8 protein-coding genes are annotated in these 20,326 nt (G+C 68.3%); all 8 read left to right on the forward strand.

The features are described from left to right. Positions 1-17 precede the first annotated feature (17 nt). The 8 genes from FVO59_RS07405 to FVO59_RS07440 all read left to right on the forward strand — a co-directional run bounded on the left by FVO59_RS07405 (position 18) and on the right by FVO59_RS07440 (position 20,288). Positions 18-983 (forward strand): AAA family ATPase, encoded by a 966-nt coding sequence (locus FVO59_RS07405; protein WP_182256167.1) that lies wholly within the window; start codon positions 18-20, stop codon positions 981-983. Between the two features lie 68 nt (positions 984-1,051). Continuing rightward, entirely contained in the window at positions 1,052-2,350 is a 1,299-nt protein-coding gene (locus FVO59_RS07410) for a DUF58 domain-containing protein (protein WP_259363496.1), read from the forward strand. Further along, entirely contained in the window at positions 2,347-4,893 is a 2,547-nt protein-coding gene (locus FVO59_RS07415) for a transglutaminase-like domain-containing protein (protein WP_182256171.1), read from the forward strand. The genes FVO59_RS07410 and FVO59_RS07415 overlap by 4 nt, the downstream gene beginning before the upstream one ends. After that, positions 4,890-6,431: a DUF5684 domain-containing protein gene (locus FVO59_RS07420; RefSeq protein ID WP_182256173.1), complete on the forward strand. Its 1,542-nt coding sequence runs from the start codon at positions 4,890-4,892 to the stop codon at positions 6,429-6,431. The genes FVO59_RS07415 and FVO59_RS07420 overlap by 4 nt, the downstream gene beginning before the upstream one ends. Further along, entirely contained in the window at positions 6,428-7,255 is an 828-nt protein-coding gene (locus tag FVO59_RS07425) for a PP2C family protein-serine/threonine phosphatase (RefSeq protein ID WP_182256175.1), read from the forward strand. Before FVO59_RS07420 ends, FVO59_RS07425 begins: the two co-directional genes overlap by 4 nt. A 1-nt stretch (position 7,256) precedes the next feature. After that, a complete protein-coding gene (locus tag FVO59_RS07430; protein ID WP_182256177.1) occupies positions 7,257-7,814 on the forward strand; it encodes a hypothetical protein in 558 nt (185 codons plus the stop codon). Positions 7,815-8,307: 493 nt separating this feature from the next. Further along, positions 8,308-14,034, forward strand: a complete 5,727-nt coding sequence (locus FVO59_RS07435; RefSeq protein ID WP_182256179.1) for an Ig-like domain-containing protein — start codon at positions 8,308-8,310, stop codon at positions 14,032-14,034. 530 nt (positions 14,035-14,564) lie between these two features. Further along, positions 14,565-20,288 (forward strand): Ig-like domain-containing protein, encoded by a 5,724-nt coding sequence (locus FVO59_RS07440; protein ID WP_259363497.1) that lies wholly within the window; start codon positions 14,565-14,567, stop codon positions 20,286-20,288. Positions 20,289-20,326 lie beyond the last annotated feature (38 nt).

Genomic DNA, 20,326 nt, shown 5'->3' on the forward strand with positions numbered 1-20,326 from the left:
CTCCGAGAGGATGCTGCATGACCATCGCCAACGAACAGGCCTCCTGGTTCGCCGAGACGTTCTCGATCCTCGCCGGCAACGTCGAGCAGGCGATCCTCGGCAAGCGGCACGTGATCGAGCTGGTGCTCGCGACCGCAGTGACCGGGGGGCACGTGCTGCTCGAGGACTTCCCCGGCACCGGCAAGACCGCGCTCGCGCGCTCGATCGCGCAGACCGTGACCGGCACGAGCACGCGCATCCAGTTCACTCCCGACCTGCTTCCCGGGGATGTGACCGGCATCACGGTGTACGACCAGAAGGCCGGCGAGTTCGAGTTCCACGCGGGCCCGGTGTTCGCCAACATCGTGCTCGCCGATGAGATCAACCGCGCCAGCCCGAAGACGCAGTCGGCGCTGCTCGAGGTGATGGAGGAGGGCACGGTGACCGTCGACGGCGTCACGCGCCCGGTCGGCTCGCCGTTCCTCGTGCTGGCGACCCAGAACCCGATCGAACAGGGCGGTACGTACCGACTGCCCGAGGCGCAGCTCGATCGCTTCATGATCAAGACCTCGATCGGGTATCCCGACGACGCGGCGACCATGCGGATCCTGCAGGCCGCGCCCGAGCCGCAGAAGCGCCTGAAGGGACTCGTCGGCACCGACACCCTGCTGACCATGGGAGAGATGGCCAGGGGCGTCTACGTGAACCCTCTCATCTCCGACTACATCATGCGCATCGTCGACGCGACCCGCCGTGCGTCCGAGGTGCGTCTCGGCGTCAGCGTGCGCGGTGCCCTCGCGCTCTCGCGCCTGGTGATGACCTGGGCGGCGAAGAACGGGCGCACCTTCGTCACGCCTGACGACGTGCGCGAGCTCGCGGTCGTCGCACTCGCCCACCGGCTCGTGCTCGAGCCCGAGGCCGAGTTCGACGGCGTCACCGCGGTCGCGGTGATCGGACAGATCCTGCTCGACGTCGAACCGCCGCGCGAGAACGGCACTGTGTGAGCTTCAGCACCGAATCGCGGATCACGAGGACGGCGGCGCGCACAGCAACGTCGACACGCACCTCCACGGTGACCCGTCTCGACACGACGCAAGGCGGCGCCGTCCGCGGGGCGGTGTCCGGCGTGCGCCGGACTCTGCGCCGCGTGATGGGCGCGGTGCGCTCGGCGGCGGGCTGGGTGCGCGACACCGTCACCGCGGCCGGCGCGCTCGTCGTGCTCGCTCTCGTGTTCGGCGTCGCCGCGGGCCTCGCCTTCGGGTGGGTGGAGGCCTGGGCCGCTGCGGTGATCTCGCTGGCCCTGCTCGTGCTCTGCACGCCCTTCGTGCTCGGCGCCCACGACTACCGCATCGGGCTCGCGCTCGACCGCGACCGAGTGGTCGCGGGGTCCGAGATCTCGGCGACGCTCGACGTGCGCAACGACGGCGCACGGCTCTCACTGCCGGGTGTCGTCGATGTGCCGGTCGGGGAGGGGCTCATCGAGGCCCATGTGCCTCTGCTGCGGCCGGGGGCTCACCACAGGGAGGACCTCGTCATCGCTGCTCATCGCCGCGGCGTCATCGACGTCGGGCCGATGACCATCTCGCGCGGCGACCCGATCGGGCTGCTGCATCGCGAGCTCAGCTGGCCCGACGTGCAGCGCATCCACGTGCATCCGGTGACGGTGCGGATCCCGAGCACCGCCGCCGGACTCATCCGGGATCTCGAGGGCACGCCCAGCACGACGCTCATCGACTCGGATCTCTCCTTCCACGCCGTGCGCGAGTACGTGACCGGCGACTCGCAGCGGCACGTGCACTGGAAGTCGACGGCCAAGACCGGTCGGCTCATGGTGCGGCAGTACGAGGAGTCGCGGCACGCCCGGATCGCCGTCGTGCTCGACCTCGCCGCCGATTCGTACGACGACGACGACGAGTTCGAGAACACCGTCAGCGCGGCGGCGTCGCTCGCGCTGCAGGGCGTCTTCGAGGGGCGCGATGTGCTGTTCGCCGTCAGCGGCGTCGTGCCGGAGAGCGGTGGCACGGCCACGCAGTCGATCCGCACCCTGTCGACGCTGACGCCGCGCGCGCTGCTCGACGGCACGTCGACGGTGAACCGAACCGACGACGTGATGCGCCTCGAGGCGGTCACCGCGCTGACGGCTCAGGCGTACCCCGACCTCTCGATCGCGTTCCTGCTCACCGGATCGCTGATGCCGGTCGATCGCCTGCGGCACGCCGCTGTGCGGCTGCCGGCCGCGGTCGAGGCCGTGGCTGTGCGCAGCGAGCTCGGCGCGGAGCCCACGCTGCGCAACGCGCGCGAGCTGTCGGTGCTGACGCTCGGAGCGCTGGGCGACCTGCCCCAGATGCTCGCGAGGGGAGCGCTGCGATGAGCGGGAAGGAAGCCGCCTCCCGTGCGCCACGGCGGCGCACAACGACGACGCGCGGACTGACGCTGTGGGCTCTCGGCTACCTGCTGGTGGGGGTCTCACTGGCCACAGCCGCCGCGTGGCCGGTGTACGAGTCGCCCCGCGCCGTCATCGTCGGCGTGGTGGGCGGCGTCGCGGGCATCGCTCTCGGCCTCCTCGTCCGGCTCCTGCGGTGGGGACCGCTGCTCGGCGGTCTCGCGGCGGTCGGCGCGTACCTCGTGCTGGCCGTTCCCCTGGCCGTGCCGGCCGGGATGTCGTCCGCTGCGGCGTTCCTCAGCGCGCTGCGCGACGCGGTGCTGGGGGTCGTCGTCGGCTGGAAGCAGCTCCTCACCCTCGCCCCGCCGCTCGGCGAGTACCAGGCGGTCCTCGTCCCGCTGCTCGTGGTGAGCCTGTTCGGCGCGTTCCTCGCGACCCTCCTCGCCCTGCACCCAGGGCGACGCGCCTCCGGAGCCGTCGCCGTGATCACCCTCATGTGCGCCTTCGGCATCGCCTTCGGAGTCTCGGCGCCGAGCACCGTGCTCCGCGTCGGCGCCTTCGCACTCCCCGCGCCCCGCGAGCTCGCGGTCGGGATCGCGCTTTTCGCGGCATCGCTCGCCTGGCTGATCGGCCGATCGCGAATGCAGCGGGCGGCCGCGCTGCGCGCCGTCGCGGTGCACAGCATCGCACGCCGGGGAGCGCCGGTATGGCCGGCTGTCCGACGTCGGATGCTCGCGGCGGTCCTCATCGTGGCCGCGGTCGCCGCGGGCGTGCTCGTGACCCCGGCGGCGGCGACCTGGTCGGATCGTTCGGTGCTGCGCGACGGAATCGAGCCCATGATCGTGGTGCGTGAGCAGCCGAGCCCTCTCTCGTCGTACCGCTCGTGGTTCAGCGGCGACAGCCTCGATGCCACGGTCGTGCAGGTCGACGGCGATCCTGGCGGGATCGACCGAATCCGGCTCGTCGCGCTCGACGCGTACGACGGCCAGGACTTCCACGTCTCGGGCGACACCCGCTTCAGCAGGCTTCCCCGCACGGCGACCGCGGGGCCGGGCAGAGCCGAATTGCGGATCACGATCGGCGACGCGTACCGCGGCATCTGGCTTCCGTCGCCCGGCACCCTCGTCGCAGCTCCTCGGTTCTCCGGTGCGCGCGGCGACGCACTCGCGGACGGCTTCCACATCGGCGACGACGGCGACACCGCGATCACCATCGCATCGGCGCCCGGCGGTGGCAGGGGACTGGTGCCGGGAGACGGCTACACCGTGCTCGCCGAGGTCCCGCAGGGCGATGCGGAAGATCTTGCTGCCGCTCGCTCCGGGCAGTCGACCCTCGACCCGGAGGCGTACCCCGAGCTGACCGAGTGGGCGCAGCTGCAGGAGCAGCCGCGCACCGGCGCGGGCTACCTCGAGCTCATCGACCGTCTGCGCTCGCGCGGCTATCTCAGCCACGCGCTGCTGCAGAATGACGCCGCCGCGGGGTGGATCGCCGCCCTCGAGGCGCAGGAGGCCTACTCGTTCGCCGCGAGCTACGCAGGGCATTCCGCCGCGCGCATCGAGGAGCTCTTCTCGTCGCTGCGCGAGCAGGAGGCCAAAGTCGGCTCGGACGCATCCCCGCAGATGCTCGTCTCCGCCGTGGGCGACGACGAGCAGTTCGCGACGGCGGCTGCGCTGCTGGCACGCCACTGGGGTTTCGAGTCGCGAGTGGTCATCGGCGCGCGTCTTCCCGCGGCGGAGGAGGTGCCAGGCATCGCGCAGTGCACCGAGGTCTGCACAGGCGCGAGCATGAGCGCCTGGGTCGAGGTGCGCCCCTCCGGCGGCGAATGGGTCGCCGTCGACGTCACGCCCCAGTTCGCTCTGCTGCCGAGCACGATCACCGAGGGCGAGCAGCTGCCCGAGCATCCGACGATCCCCGAGCAGCCGCGCAGCGAGGCGCTCGACCCGCCGCAGGCGCAGAACGACTCGCGGTCGGACGCCGCCCCGCTGGAGCAGACCGCCTCGCCGCTGCTCAGCCAGGTGCTGCCCGTCCTGCGCTGGGTGGGCATCGGCGCGCTCGTCCTGCTGCTTCTCGCCCTGCCGCTGATCACCGTTCTCATCGCCAAGCGCGCGAGAAGAAGGGCGCGACGCACAGTCGACGATCCCGAGCTGCGCCTCGTCGGCGCCTGGGAGGAGCTCGCCGATCTCTACGTCGACAACGGCGTGACGATGCTCGGCGCGGGCACCAGAGTGCAGAGCGCTCAGTCGACCCGGCGCCCCGCGGCGGTCGCGCTCGCACGCATCGTCGACGAGGGCGTCTTCGCGCCGCACCCACCGGCGGAGGCCGATGCGACGACCGCGTGGCAGCTGGTCGACCGCGAGCGCGCTGATCTCGACGGATCGGTCGGCCGCCGACAGCGGCTCCGCGCGCGGCTGCGGATGCGGTCGTTCCTCGACCGCATCCGGCCACATCACGCCTCGGCGCTGTCCTTGCGGCGGCTGGCGCTCGATACGCTCACAGTTGCCGGCGCGCGCCGGCAGGAGGAGGACGCATGAATCCGCTCGCAGATGGTGGCGGGATGCCCCTGGCGACGATCCTCGTGATCGGTCTCGGTGTCGTCGTCGGCATCGGAGGCTACCTCTGGTACGCCATCGCGCTGTCGAAGCTGTTCCCCCGTCTCGATGAGAAGGGGTGGAAGGGCTGGGTGCCGATCCTGAACGAGGCGACCATCCTCTCGCTCGGCGGCAAGCCCGCGTGGAACGTGATCTTCCTCCTCGTGCCGATCGTTCAGATCTACGGCCTGTACGTGAAGGCCGTCGCGCTGCACAGGATCAACCAGCGCTTCGGTCGCGGCGCGGGCATGACGGTGCTGGGACTGCTGGTTCCGCCGGCATGGGCGACCGTGCTCGCAGTCGGCCCGCTGCCCTATCCCGAGGGCGACCGGCTCGCCAGCATCCGTCCGGGGCCCGTCCGCCGGCAGTCGGATGCGGGGTCGGGTGCCGCGCAGGGGTACCTCGCCCCGCCGATCCTCCCGCCGTCGTCGACCGCTCCGTCGTTCGCGCCCTCGTTCGCTCCGTCATCCGTGCCCGCTCCGGATGCTCAGGTGCAGCCGCCGTCGCCGGTCGGACCGGCGACCGCACCCGCCCCGCCTGCCGCTCCGGCCGGGCTGATCGAGTCGGTTCCCTGGGCGTCGGGGCAGGGCGCGAGCGCCTCGTCGCCCGACGCGACGCAGCCCGTCGGGCCGACCGCGTCCGTCTCCCCGGCAGGGTATGCCCCGGCTCCGCCTGCGGTTGCCCCGGCTGCGCCTGCGGCTGCTCCGGCTGCGCCTGCGGCTGCTCCGGCTGCGCCTGCGGCTGCTCCGGCTCCGCCTACTCCGGCTCCGCCTGCGGTTGCTCCGCCCGCGGCTGCTCCGGCTCCGCCAGCGGTTGCACCGGCGGCGGCGAACGAGCCCGCCGCGCCCGCGCAGGCACCGGCTGCACCGGCCCACCCTGCTGTCGTGCAGGCGGACTTCGCGGCGGCCGACACCGTCGCCGCCCCGCCGGCATCCCTCCGTCGCCCGGCGCCGGAATCGAGCTTCGCGGCACCCGTGCAGCCGGTCAGGCAGACATCGGACGAGGCCGGCTCGGTGCCGCAGGTGCGACCGATGCCGATGCCGATGCCGGCAGAGCCGATGCCGGCAGAGCCGACGTCGCAGGCCGCTTCGCTCACCGCTGCGTCGGCCGACGACGAGTTCGACGCGACCATCGTGGTCTCGCGCCGGCGTGGGGCGCGGCGCGTGCTCGTGCTCGACGACGGACGCCGCTTCGCGCTGTCGGCGACGAGCATCGTCATCGGACGCAACCCGGATGGCCAGCCCGGCGAGCAGCGTCTGGCGATCCCCGACAAGACACGCACCCTGTCGAAGACCCATGCACGCCTCGTCGTGCAGGGGGACGAGTGGCGGCTCACCGATCTGCACTCCACCAACGGCGTGGTCGTCGTGGCCGATGATGGTGCGGAGACCCTCCTCGACGCGGGTGAGAGCGTCATCGGCGCCGGCAGGTTCATCCTCGGCGAGGTCGGCATGCACGTCGCTGAGGAGTCGGGCTCATGACGCAGGGAGTGGTCCTCAACGTCGCCGCACTCACCGATGTCGGACTGAAGCGGGCGGTCAACGAGGATGCCGTTCTTGCGGAGTCGCCGATCTTCCTCGTCGCCGACGGCATGGGCGGACACGATGCGGGCGACAAGGCCAGCATCGCCGTCGTCGAGGCGTTCGCGACCCTCGGTGGTTCGGCCGTGACCACTGCGGACATCGGCGCGGCACTGGCACGGGCGAATGAGGCGGTGTCGTCCATCGCCGCCCAGCATGCACGTGGAGCCGGCAGCACCGTCGCCGCGGCGGCACTGGTCGAGCACGACGGCGTGCCGCACTGGCTGGTGTTCAACGTCGGCGACTCGAGGGTGTATCGGCATCTCGGTTCGGCCCTCGATCAGCTGACCGTCGACCATTCGCTGGGTCAGGAACTGGTGGATGCGGGTGAGCTGCGACCTGAGAACCTCGCCGGTTTCGCTCAGCGCAATGTGATCACGCGTGCGGTGGGGGCCGCAGACAGCGTCGCCGACAGCTGGTTGGTGCCGGTCATCGACGGGGAGCGGCTGCTGATCTGCTCAGACGGGCTGAGCGGCGAGATAAGCGACGAGAGCATACGGGCGACGCTCACGATGTGCGGGCGTCCGGAGACAGCTGCTGAGGCTCTGGTCCGCCGTGCGAAGGAGGCCGGCGGCCGCGACAACATCTCGGTCATCGTGATCGACGTCGTCTCCGGTGGCGCGATCGCGTCGGGCGACGGCACCACCGACAGTCGCCTGGCGTCTGCTGTGCGCACCGAGTCGATGCTCGAGGGAACGACCGTCCCGGTGCGGAGGGGCGGCTGACATGCACGACGACGAGTCGGCCGAGGAGACGGTGATGCTGACGCGGCGGGCCCGGCGCGCGCGGACTGCCGACGGCACCGGCATCTCCGACGCCGGCCCGCCGGAAGCGGACGCCGTCGATGAGAAGACCGTGGTGGTCGATCGGGGCTCGTTCGAGTCGGGTTCCGTCGATGAGAAGACCGTGGTGGTCGAGCGGCCGGCGAACGTCGAACGCACCGTCGTCGTCGATCGGTCGCGCCCGGCCGCAGCCTCCACTGCCCATGACGGCGCGGCATCCGACCTCGACCCGTCGGTCGCCGACACCATCGCGGCTCCGCCGCGACGCGGTGCCGACGAGTCCGCCCCAGCGATCTACAAGCCGCGACCGGCGCCGCTGGTGCCGTCCCGCCCGCCGGTGACGGCAGGCGGTGTCGCGCCCACCCGCGACACCGCTTCGGTCACGACGTCTGTTCTGCGCCGGAGCAGACGCACCGGAATCTTCGCCCTCTTGTCGGTCGGGGCGGCGTGCCTCGTGTCGGTCGCAGGACTCGCGACTCTCGGGATCGTGCTCCTGGGCTGATGCAGGCTCCACCCGATGGGGAATTGTCCCCATCGGGTGGAGAAGATCTGCTCGACTGCGCAGATTAGGCTTGTCACGGCGTTTCGTGACATCTGAGGGGGGTCGATTCGTTTTGCGTGTGTTGTCGTGGGTGCGGGTGCACCGGAAGACGGCTGGGTCGGTTGCGGGTGTGGCGATCGGTGCGGTGGCTTTGGCGACGATGGCGGTGGCGTATGACGGGTTGCCGACGACGAAGGTGGATTTGAATGATGCTGGGGTGTGGCTGACGAAGTCGTCGAGTTTCCTGGTGGGGCATTTCAATCATGAGTCGACGGTGCTTGATGGGGGTTTGCGCGCGGCGAGTGAGGATTATGACGTGCTGCAGGATGGCGGCACGGTTGTGGTGGCTGATGCGGGTTCGGGGACGGTGACGGCGGTTGATCCGGCGCGGATGGCGTTGGGTGATAGTGCGTCGGTTCCGGGTAGTGCGAAGGTGGCGCTGGGGTCGAGGACGGTGGCGATCCTGGATGACAAGTCGGGGGATTTGTGGGTGACGTCGGCGAAGGGGCTGGCGGGGTTTGACATCAAGGGTGCGGATCCGACGGTGGAGCTCGGCAAGGGTGCCGATGTGACGGTGGGTCGGGATGGCACGGTGTTTGCGCTTGCGGGTGAGAAGGGTGAGGTCGTCACTGTTCCGGTGGATCCGGAGGGTCTGCCTTTGGAGGCGTCGGTGGCGTCGGTGGGTGAGCTTGATCTGAGTGAGTCGCCGAGTATCACGGCGGTGGGGTCGCGGCCGGTGGTGTTGGATGCGGCGGCGGGTGTGGTGTCGTCGCCGGGTGGTTTCCGGGCGGAGATCGGCGGTGGGGCGGCGGATGCTGTGTTGCAGCAGGCGTCGGCGGAGTCGTCGGTGGTGGCTGTGGCGACGCCGGGTGCGTTGGTTCAGGTGCCGTTCGATGGTGGGGATCCTGTGGAGGTGGCTGCTGATGGTGCGGGTGTTGCGGCGGCTCCGGTGCAGTTGCGTGGGTGCACGTATGCGGCGTGGGCGGGGTCGGCGACGTTCGTTCGGGATTGTGTGGGTGAGTCGTCGGATGTGAAGGAGCGGATTCCGGGTGCGGAGGATGCGGGGTCGTTGACGTTCCGGGTGAACCGGGATGTGATCGTGCTGAATGACATCATCGGCGGTGCTGCGTGGCTGGCGAATGAGAGTCTGCAGCGGGTGGATGACTGGAGTGTGCTGGTTCCGCCGGAGGGGGAGAGCGAGGACGACGAGAACACGACGCAGGAGACGGTGGAGACGTCTTTGCCTGAGCGCAAGGAGGAGAACACCGTTCCGACGGCGGAGGATGATGCGCTGGGTGTGCGTCCGGGTGGGACGACGTTGCTGCCGGTGTTGGATAACGACAATGATCCGGATGGGGATGTGCTGGTCGCGTCGGTGGAGGGCAAGCAGCCGTCGGTGGGTGAGGTGCGTCCGATTCTGAACGGCGCGGCTCTGCAGATCACGGTTCCTGAGGACGCGACGGGGTCGGCATCCTTCACCTACCTGATCGACGACGGACGAGGCGGCAAAGACACCGCCACCGTGGCCGTGACCGTTCACGAGGAGTCCTCGAACACGGCTCCGAGACCCAAGCGATCGAGCAAGCTCGCGGTAGAGGTCGGCGGCACCGTCTCATACAACGTCCTGCCCGATTGGCGGGACCCCGAGGGGGACGACCTCTATCTGCGCAACGTGGTCGCAGCGGAAGGCGACGAGGTCGACTTCACCACCGACGGCAAGATCACCTACCGCGCCGTGGCCAGCCTTCAGGGCCGCAAGGAGATCGCCGTGGTCGTCTCGGATGCACTCGGCAAGGCGGCCGATGGCAAGATCGTGCTGGACGTGAAGCCGGAGGGGTCGACGAACCCGTTGACGAACGCGGACCACGTGGTGACGCGAGCGGGTGAGTCGGTGACGGTGTCTCCGCTCGCCAACGACACCAGCTCCGGCCGTGAGCAGCTGCGCCTCGCCCGCGTGGAGGACACCGCCGGGGTCGAGATCGACCGCGACTACGCGAACCGGAAGTTCTCGTTCAAGGCGGCCGCTCCCGGCACCTATTACGTGCAGTACCTGGCCACTGCAGGCCCGAAGCCTGCCAAGGGCATCGTGCGCGTCGACGTGCTCGATGACCAGCAGAGCGATCTGCCCCCGGTCGCCGTGCGCGATGTCGCCATGCTGCCCGCCGGCAGCGAGTCGCTGGTGGGTGTGCTGGGCAACGACAGCGATCCCGCCGGCGGCGTGCTGGTGGTGCAGTCGGTGTCGGTTCCGCCCAGCAGTGGCGTCAACGTCTCGGTGCTGAACCATGAGACCCTCCGCGTCAGCGACCAGGGCGGGCTCGACGAGCCGGTCCGGATCACGTACCGCATCTCCAACGGCACCAAGTCGGCCGAGGCGGATGTCGTCGTCATCCCCATCCCGGCCCCGACGAAGCTGCTCGCGCCGGTCACCAATGACGATGAGGCGGTCGTGCGCGTGGGTGACGTGGTGACGATTCCTGTGCTCGACAATGACGTGCATCCGAACGGCGACAAGCTGACAGTGGCGCCGGACCTGGTCGAGCCGTTGGTGGACCCGGAGGACGGCGAGGCGTTCGTGTCTCAGGATGCGGTGCGCTTCCGCGCCGGTGACACTCCCGGCACCGTCTACATCACCTACGAGGCGGTCGACTCCCGGGGCCAGAAGGCCGGTGGTCATATCGCGGTGCAGATCCTGCCGGTGGATCAGGAGGGGAAGAATGCCGCCCCGCGCGCGCGTGACCTGACGGCTCGGACGCTGGCCGGGTCGCGGATCAACATCCCGGTGCCGCTGGATGGTCTCGACGCGGATGGCGACTCCGTCGAGCTGATCGGTGTGGACGGTGCTCCCACGAAGGGGCGCATCGTCGAACAGGGCAACAACTATCTGACCTATGAGGCCTACGACGAGGTCAACGGCGTCGACACCTTCAGCTATAAGGTGCGAGACCGTCTGGGTGCGGAGTCTCGCGCGACCATTCGGGTCGGGGTCGCCCCACCCGAGGCGGTGAATCAGGCGCCGTATGCGGTGAATGATTCGGTGGTGGTGCGTCCTGGTCGTTCGGTTGCGGTGCCGGCGTTGGGGAATGATTCGGATCCTGAGGGTGATCGGATCGGGTATCTGAAGTCGGGGCTGACTCTTCCGCCGGATGTGCAGGGTCTGTCGGCGAAGGTGTCGGGTGATCGTCTGGTGATCGATGTGCCGGATGAGGAGCTGGAGACGTCGATTCAGTACACGATCGAGGATGCGAAGGGTGCGCGGGCGACGGCGGCGATCTTTGTGAAGGTCGATGAGGATGTTCCGCTGATGAATCCGGTCGCGCGTGATGATCGGGTTCAGGTCGAGGATGTGAAGGATGACCTGACGGTCGATCTGGATATTCTCCGCAACGATGAGGATCCGGACGGCACGATCGAGGGTGTCGATGTGACGGTTGAGGAGGGCGCTCGTCTGCTGGGGGATGGCAAGGTTCGGGTCACGGTGGGGGAGCAGCGTCAGCTGATCCGCTATGTGGTGACGGATCAGGATGAGCTGTCGTCGTCGGCGTTCATCTTCGTGCCGGCGATCAAGGAGCTGCGTCCGCGGTTGCGGTCGACGAAGCCGTTGGAGGTGCAGAGCGGGGAGACGCGTGAGATCCCGCTGGAGAAGTTCGTGGTGGTCGCCGGTGGTGGGGATGTGCGGCTGACGGAGGCGGCGAAGGTGAGTGCGTCGTTCGCGAACGGTGAGTCGCTGATCAAGGACACCACGACGCTGGTCTACACGTCGAAGGATCGGTTCTTCGGTGAGGATGCGCTGACGTTCGAGGTCACTGATGGTGATGGTCCGGATGATCCGGAGGGCCGCAAGTCGACGTTGACGATCCCGATCACGGTGCTTCCGCCCGACAACCAGCCGCCGACGCTGACGGGTGCGCAGATGCAGATCGCACCCGGCGAGAAGGCCACCGCGCTCGACCTGTCGGGACTGGCCACCGATCCCGACCCGAAAGACCAGGACAAGCTCCGCTTCTCCGTCGATTCGCAGCCGGGCGAGGGCATCAGAGCACGCGTCGAAGGTGACGTGCTGTATGCCGAGACGGGTGCAGATACACCAAAGGGCACATCGGTCACGATCCCGATCTCCGTGACCGACGGCACCACCGAGCCCGTCGAGGGCACCGTGCAGGTCACGGTCACGGCATCCACCCGATCGCTCGCCGTGGCGAGCCCCGACTCGGTCGACGAGGCCGATCAGGGCAAGACCATCACCGTCCCCGCTCTGGCGAATGACATCAATCCTTTCGCCGCCGACGGCAAGCCGCTGAAGCTTCTGTCCGCAGTGGTCGAGAGCGGTGCCGGCCAGGCGAAGGTCGTGGGAGACAACGTGGAGGTCACGTCGAACGATTCGTTCGTCGGCGTCATGGTGGTTCGCTATCGCGTACAGGATGCGACCAAGGATCCGGACCGGGAAGTGGACGGCCGGATCACCGTCACGGTGCAGGGTGTTCCGGATGCTCCCGGTCGTCCGACGGTGACGGCGGTGGAAGATCGCACGGTGGTGCTGAACTGGTCGGCGCCGTCGAACAACGGTGCGCAGATCACCGAGTACACGGTGACCTCGGTCTCGGGCAACCCGTACAGCAAGACCTGTGCCTCGACGACGTGCACGCTGGACGGTCTGACGAACAACGTCGAGTACACGTTCCAGGTGACGGCGACCAACCGCGTCGGCGAGGGCGAGGCGTCGCCGGCATCGGAGATGGCCCGCCCTGACACCCGCCCCGACACTCCGCTGCCGCCGAAGCTGGTCTTCGGCGACAAGGCGCTGGACGTGACCTGGACCACACCGAAGTCGAGCGGCTCGCCGGTCGAGACCTACACGCTGGAGATCTCACCCACTCCGCCGTCGGGCATCGGTCAGAAGACCGGCGTGACCGGCAACTCGCTGCGCTGGGAGGGGCTCGAGAACGGCACCAGTTACAGCGTGCGCATCCAGGCGCACAACCGCGCCCCGGATCCGTCGAGCTGGAGCCTGTACTCGGCGGCCGAGATCCCGGCTGGTCCTCCCGCCGCGGTGGCGGCTCCCCGCGTGAGCAGCGCCCCCTCGGTCGGCTCTGAGGCGCAGATGACGGTCAGCTGGACGCAGCCCGACACCAACGGTGCCGCGATCGAGCAGTACGAGCTCGTCACGTACCGCGGTGGCGGCGAGGTGTCTCGGATGCGGGTGGGCACGGCCACCTCGCAGACGGTGAGGGTGCCCACCAGTACGGCGGACTACACCTACGCGGTGCGAGCGAAGAACAAGGCTCTTGAATGGGGTGCGCTCGGTCCGCAGTCCGCCCCGCAGCGGGCGTTCGGCCAGCCGGGCGCGCCGTCGAGCGTGACGGCCACCCCGAAGGACCGCGCGATCGAGGTGGACTTCACCATGACGGACGCGGCCCGCAACGGGGCGTCCGAGGGCGAGATGCGGTATCAGTACCAGCTGAACGCGCAGGCGTGGCAGAACTGGGACGGCACATCGCTCGTCCCGGCGAACAACGGCGACCCCTACACAGTCCGCGTCCGCGCGTACTCGGTGGTCGACGGTCAGCAGTCCAATGTGGGCCCGTCGACGGCCTCGAACTCCGTCACCCCCTTCGGTGCACCTCACGCACCGACTGGCTCTGCGTCGAGGTCTGGCGACACGGGCGTCGAGGTCACCTGGAACGCCGGTGGTTCATACAACGGACGCCCGATCACCACCTACATCAGCATCGACGGCGGCGGCTGGCAGCAGGTCGCCACCACCGGCAGGCGGGTCGTGGGAAACACCTACAGCACCGAGCACTCGATCAAGGTGCGGGTCACGGCGACCGAGGGCGGCTCGGCGGAGTCACCCGTCTATCGCGCGACATCGGGCCCGAAGCCGGAGCCGGTGCAGCCCACTGCGACGCTGTCTGCGGGCTCGGTGGTGTCCGGATGCACTGCGGCGAACGGCGGCGGTGCATGCCACCGATACAAGCTGACGACCAACCAGCAGTTCAGGGCGGACAATTACAACGTCGAATGCTGGGCAGGCGGAAGGTACTCGTCGAACAACGCCGGGTACCCGGTGTACATCCCCTCTGGCGGGACCATTGAGATCGCGTGCTATTCGGGGTACTACTCGAACAAGGAGCTCAAGATCATCGGCGGCAACCCCAGCAGCGCGTACGGCCAGTTCTGGTGATCCGCGCCTCGGTCGACTCTGTCGCGCACGGTCGGTGATGGCCTCGGCCGCCATGGGCACCTCTGCCCATGGCGGTCACCGGGGCGCTTTGTAACGCTTCTGTAAGATATTGACGGCGTTTCGTGACATCTGAGGGGGGTCGATTCGTTTTGCGTGTGTTGTCGTGGGTGCGGGTGCACCGGAAGACGGCTGGGTCGGTTGCGGGTGTGGCGATCGGTGCGGTGGCTTTGGCGACGATGGCGGTGGCGTATGACGGGTTGCCGACGACGAAGGTGGATTTGAATGATGCTGGGGTGTGGCTGACGAAGTCGTCGAGTTTCCTGGTGGGGCATTTCAATCATGAGTCGACGGTGCTTGATGGGGGTTTGCGCGCGGCGAGTGAGGATTATGACGTGCTGCAGGATGGCGGCACGGTTGTGGTGGCTGATGCGGGTTCGGGGACGGTGACGGCGGTTGATCCGGCGCGGATGGCGTTGGGTGATAGTGCGTCGGTTCCGGGTAGTGCGAAGGTGGCGCTGGGGTCGAGGACGGTGGCGATCCTGGATGACAAGTCGGGGGATTTGTGGGTGACGTCGGCGAAGGGGCTGGCGGGGTTTGACATCAAGGGTGCGGATCCGACGGTGGAGCTCGGCAAGGGTGCCGATGTGACGGTGGGTCGGGATGGCACGGTGTTTGCGCTTGCGGGTGAGAAGGGTGAGGTCGTCACTGTTCCGGTGGATCCGGAGGGTCTGCCTTTGGAGGCGTCGGTGGCGTCGGTGGGTGAGCTTGATCTGAGTGAGTCGCCGAGTATCACGGCGGTGGGGTCGCGGCCGGTGGTGTTGGATGCGGCGGCGGGTGTGGTGTCGTCGCCGGGTGGTTTCCGGGCGGAGATCGGCGGTGGGGCGGCGGATGCTGTGTTGCAGCAGGCGTCGGCGGAGTCGTCGGTGGTGGCTGTGGCGACGCCGGGTGCGTTGGTTCAGGTGCCGTTCGATGGTGGGGATCCTGTGGAGGTGGCTGCTGATGGTGCGGGTGTTGCGGCGGCTCCGGTGCAGTTGCGTGGGTGCACGTATGCGGCGTGGGCGGGGTCGGCGACGTTCGTTCGGGATTGTGTGGGTGAGTCGTCGGATGTGAAGGAGCGGATTCCGGGTGCGGAGGATGCGGGGTCGTTGACGTTCCGGGTGAACCGGGATGTGATCGTGCTGAATGACATCATCGGCGGTGCTGCGTGGCTGGCGAATGAGAGTCTGCAGCGGGTGGATGACTGGAGTGTGCTGGTTCCGCCGGAGGGGGAGAGCGAGGACGACGAGAACACGACGCAGGAGACGGTGGAGACGTCTTTGCCTGAGCGCAAGGAGGAGAACACCGTTCCGACGGCGGAGGATGATGCGCTGGGTGTGCGTCCGGGTGGGACGACGTTGCTGCCGGTGTTGGATAACGACAATGATCCGGATGGGGATGTGCTGGTCGCGTCGGTGGAGGGCAAGCAGCCGTCGGTGGGTGAGGTGCGTCCGATTCTGAACGGCGCGGCTCTGCAGATCACGGTTCCTGAGGACGCGACGGGGTCGGCATCCTTCACCTACCTGATCGACGACGGACGAGGCGGCAAAGACACCGCCACCGTCAGTCTCTCGGTGCACGACGAGAAGACCAATGCCGCACCGCGTCTCAAGCGCTCGAGCAAGCTCGCCGTCGAAGCAGGCGGAACGGTGTCGTACAACCTGCTGCCCGACTGGATAGACCCGGACGGGGACGACCTCTATCTGCGCAGTGTGGTTCCGGCCGCCGGTGACGAGGTCGAGTTCACCACGGACGGCAAGATCACCTACCGCGCCGTGGCCAGCCTTCAGGGCCGCAAGGAAGTCGACGTGCTGGTCTCGGATTCGATGGGCAAGGTCGCCGACGGCAAGCTCATCCTCGATGTGAAGCCGGAAGGATCGACCAATCCGCTCACCAACGCCGACCATGTGGTGACCCGCGCCGGAGAAGCCGTCACCGTCTCGCCCCTCGCCAACGACACGAGTGCGGGGCGTGAGCAGCTGCGTCTCGCGCGGGTGGAGGACACGGCCGGGGCTGAACTCGATCGCGACTACGCGAACCGGAAGTTCTCGTTCAAGGCGGCCTCTCCCGGCACCTATTACGTGCAGTACCTGGCCACCGCCGGCCCGAAGCCCGCCAAGGGCATCGTGCGCGTCGACGTGCTCGACGAGCAGCAGAGTGAACTGCCCCCGGTCGCCGTGCGCGACGTCGCCATGCTGCCCGCCGGCAGCGAGTCGCTGGTCGGGGTTCTCGGCAACGACAGCGATCCCGCCGGCGGCGTGCTGGTGGTGCAGTCGGTGTCGGTGCCGCCCAGCAGTGGCGTCAACGTCTCGGTCCTGAACCACGAGACGCTGCGCATCAGCGACCAAGGAGCGCTGTCCGAGCCCGTCCGCATCACGTACCGCATCTCCAACGGCACCAAGTCAGCCGAGGGTGACGTCGTCGTCATCCCCATCCCCGCTCCCACCAAGCTGCTCGCGCCGGTCACCAACGACGACGAGGCGGTCGTGCGCGTGGGCGACGTGGTGACGATCCCGGTGCTCGACAACGACGTGCACCCCAACGGCGACAAGCTCGAGGTCGCCCCCGATCTGGTCGAGCCGCTGGTGGATCCCGAGGACGGTGAGGCGTTCGTGTCTCAGGATGCCGTGCGCTTCCGCGCCGGTGACACTCCCGGCACCGTCTACATCACCTACGAGGCGGTCGACTCCCGGGGCCAGAAGGCGGGCGGCCATGTCTCCGTGCAGGTGCTCCCCATCGAAGAAGACGGAACCAACGCCGCTCCGCGTCCGCGAGACCTCACGGCTCGCGCGCTGGCGGGCTCCCGCATCAACATCCCGGTACCGCTCGACGGGCTCGACGCCGACGGCGACTCGATCGAGCTGATCGGTGTCGACAGCGCGCCGGCCAAGGGCCGCATCGTGGAGCAGGGCAACAACTACCTCACCTACGAGGCCTACGCGGACGCCTCCGGAGTGGATGCCTTCAGCTATAAGGTGCGAGACCGCCTGGGTGCGGAGTCTCGTGCGACCATCCGGGTCGGGGTCGCCCCACCCGAGGCGATCAACCAGGCGCCGTATGCGGTGAATGATTCGGTGGTGGTGCGTCCTGGTCGTTCGGTTGCGGTGCCGGCGTTGGGGAATGATTCGGATCCTGAGGGTGATCGGATCGGGTATCTGAAGTCGGGGCTGACTCTTCCGCCGGATGTGCAGGGTCTGTCGGCGAAGGTGTCGGGTGATCGTCTGGTGATCGATGTGCCGGATGAGGAGCTGGAGACGTCGATTCAGTACACGATCGAGGATGCGAAGGGTGCGCGGGCGACGGCGGCGATCTTTGTGAAGGTCGATGAGGATGTTCCGCTGATGAATCCGGTCGCGCGTGATGATCGGGTTCAGGTCGAGGATGTGAAGGATGACCTGACGGTCGATCTGGATATTCTCCGCAACGATGAGGATCCGGACGGCACGATCGAGGGTGTCGATGTGACGGTTGAGGAGGGCGCTCGTCTGCTGGGGGATGGCAAGGTTCGGGTCACGGTGGGGGAGCAGCGTCAGCTGATCCGCTATGTGGTGACGGATCAGGATGAGCTGTCGTCGTCGGCGTTCATCTTCGTGCCGGCGATCAAGGAGCTGCGTCCGCGGTTGCGGTCGACGAAGCCGTTGGAGGTGCAGAGCGGGGAGACGCGTGAGATCCCGCTGGAGAAGTTCGTGGTGGTCGCCGGTGGTGGGGATGTGCGGCTGACGGAGGCGGCGAAGGTGAGTGCGTCGTTCGCGAACGGTGAGTCGCTGATCAAGGACACCACGACGCTGGTCTACACGTCGAAGGATCGGTTCTTCGGTGAGGATGCGCTGACGTTCGAGGTCACTGATGGTGATGGTCCGGATGATCCGGAGGGCCGCAAGTCGACGTTGACGATCCCGATCACGGTGCTTCCGCCCGACAACCAGCCGCCGACGCTGACGGGTGCGCAGATGCAGATCGCACCCGGCGAGAAGGCCACCGCGCTCGACCTGTCGGGGCTGGCCACCGACCCCGACCCCAAAGACCAGGACAAGCTCCGCTTCTCCGTCGATTCGCAGCCGGGCGAGGGCATCGACGTCAGGATCGACGGGGCGACGCTGTATGCCGAGACGGGTCCTGACACGCCGAAGGGCACTGCGGTGACCGTCGGCATCACGGTGACCGACGGCACGACGGAGCCGGTCGAGGGCAGCGTGCAGGTGCTGGTCACGGCATCCACTCGCTCGCTCGCGGTCGCCAGCCCCGACTCGGTCGACGAGGCCGATCAGGGCAAGACCATCACCGTCCCCGCACTGCAGAACGACATCAATCCGTTCGCCGCCGAAGGCCAGCCGCTGAAGCTTCTGACCGCTGAGATCGAGAGCGGCCAGGGGCAGGCGAAGGTCGCCGGCGACGGCGTCGAGATCACGCCCGACAAGAACTTCGTGGGTGCCATGGTCGTGCGCTACCGCATCCAGGACGCGACGAAGGACCCCGACCGTGAAGTCGAGGGGCGGATCAGCGTCACGGTGCAGGGCATCCCGGATGCCCCGGGTCGTCCGACGGTGACGGCGGTGGAAGACCGCACGGTGGTATTGAACTGGTCGGCTCCGTCGAACAACGGTGCCGAGATCACCGAGTACAAGGTGACATCGGTGTCGGGCAATCCGTACTCGAAGTCGTGCTCGTCGACGACGTGCACGCTGGACGGTCTGACGAACAACGTCGAGTACACGTTCCAGGTGACCGCGACGAACCGGGTCGGCGAGGGTCCTGCGTCGCCGGCATCCGAGATGGCGCGTCCCGACACCCGTCCCGACACTCCGCTGCCCCCGAAGCTGGTCTTCGGCGACAAGGCTCTGGACGTGACCTGGACCACACCGACCTCGAGCGGCTCCCCGGTCGAGACCTACACGCTGGAGATCTCACCCACCCCGCCGTCGGGCATCTCGCAGAAGACCGGCGTGACCGGCAACTCGCTGCGCTGGGAGGGCCTCGAGAACGGCACCGACTACGCCGTGCGCGTCCAGGCGCACAACCGCGCGCCCGACCCGTCGAGCTGGAGCCAGTACTCGGCTACCGAGATCCCCGCGGGAATCCCCGGAGTCGTGCCTGCTCCCCAGGTCAACAGTGCGCCCTCCGTGGGCTCGGAGGCGCAGATGACCGTCTCGTGGGACGCAGCATTCCCCAACGGCGACGCCATCCGGAGGTACGAGCTGATCACGTACCGCGGTTCCGCAGAAGTGGCCCGCGTGTTCACCGGAACATCGACCTCGCAGACCGTCAAGGTGCCCACGAGCACCACCGACTACACCTACGCGGTGCGCGCCGAGAACAAGGCCGGCTGGAACGCGATCGGCGCCAAGTCCACGCCGAGGCGCGCGTTCGGCCAGCCCGGTGCTCCGTCGAGTGTCACCGCAGAGCCGTTGGATCGCGCAATCCGCGCGACCTTCACGATGACGGAACAAGCACGGAACGGGGCATCCGATGGCGAGATGCGGTATCAGTACCAGCTGAACGCCCAGGCGTGGCAGAACTGGGATGGTCGCTCGCTCATCCCCGCGAACAACGGCGACCAGTACACCGTCCGGGTGCGTGCGTACTCGATCGTCGCCGGGCAGCAGTCGAACCCCGGCAACTCCACCGCCTCCAGCCCCGTCGTCCCGTACGGCGCCCCGCATGCTCCCACCGGCAGCGCGACGAACGCCGGCCAGTCGGTCACGCTGAAGTGGAACGCCGAGGGCTCGTACAACGGGCGCCCCATCACCGCATACATCAGCATCGACGGCGGGGCGTGGCAGCAGGTTCCGCTGCGGGGCGAGCGCAGCAAGGGCAACGGCTACGACCAGACCCACAGCATCCGGGTCAAGGCGGTCGCGAGCCAGGGCGGCGAGGCGCTGTCGCCGACCTACTCCGCCAGGACAGACCCCAGACCGCAGCCGACAGCGCAGACGGTGAAGGGCACGCCCGGGTACTGGCCGTCCGGCTGGGGCGGAGAAGGCTCGTGCACCACGTCTTCCTGCGCGTACATGGCAGTCAAGGTGGCCAACTTCCCGGCCGGGAACTATCGCCTGTTCTGCAACGACGGCGTCGGTTCGCGACAGCGGTTCGGCGGGAGCAGCAAGTACGTGCCCGCAAACGGCACGGTCAACCTCGGCTGCTTCTACGGCAATCCGGGCCAGAAGGTCTGGGTGACGATAGAGGGCTGGGGCGATGCGACGTCAATGAACTGGTACTGAGGCAGCGAACCATGAGCGCGTCATCGCCGATCACGATC

The sequence above is a fragment of the Microbacterium esteraromaticum genome, assembly GCF_014084045.1.
Lineage (GTDB): Bacteria > Actinomycetota > Actinomycetes > Actinomycetales > Microbacteriaceae > Microbacterium > Microbacterium esteraromaticum_D.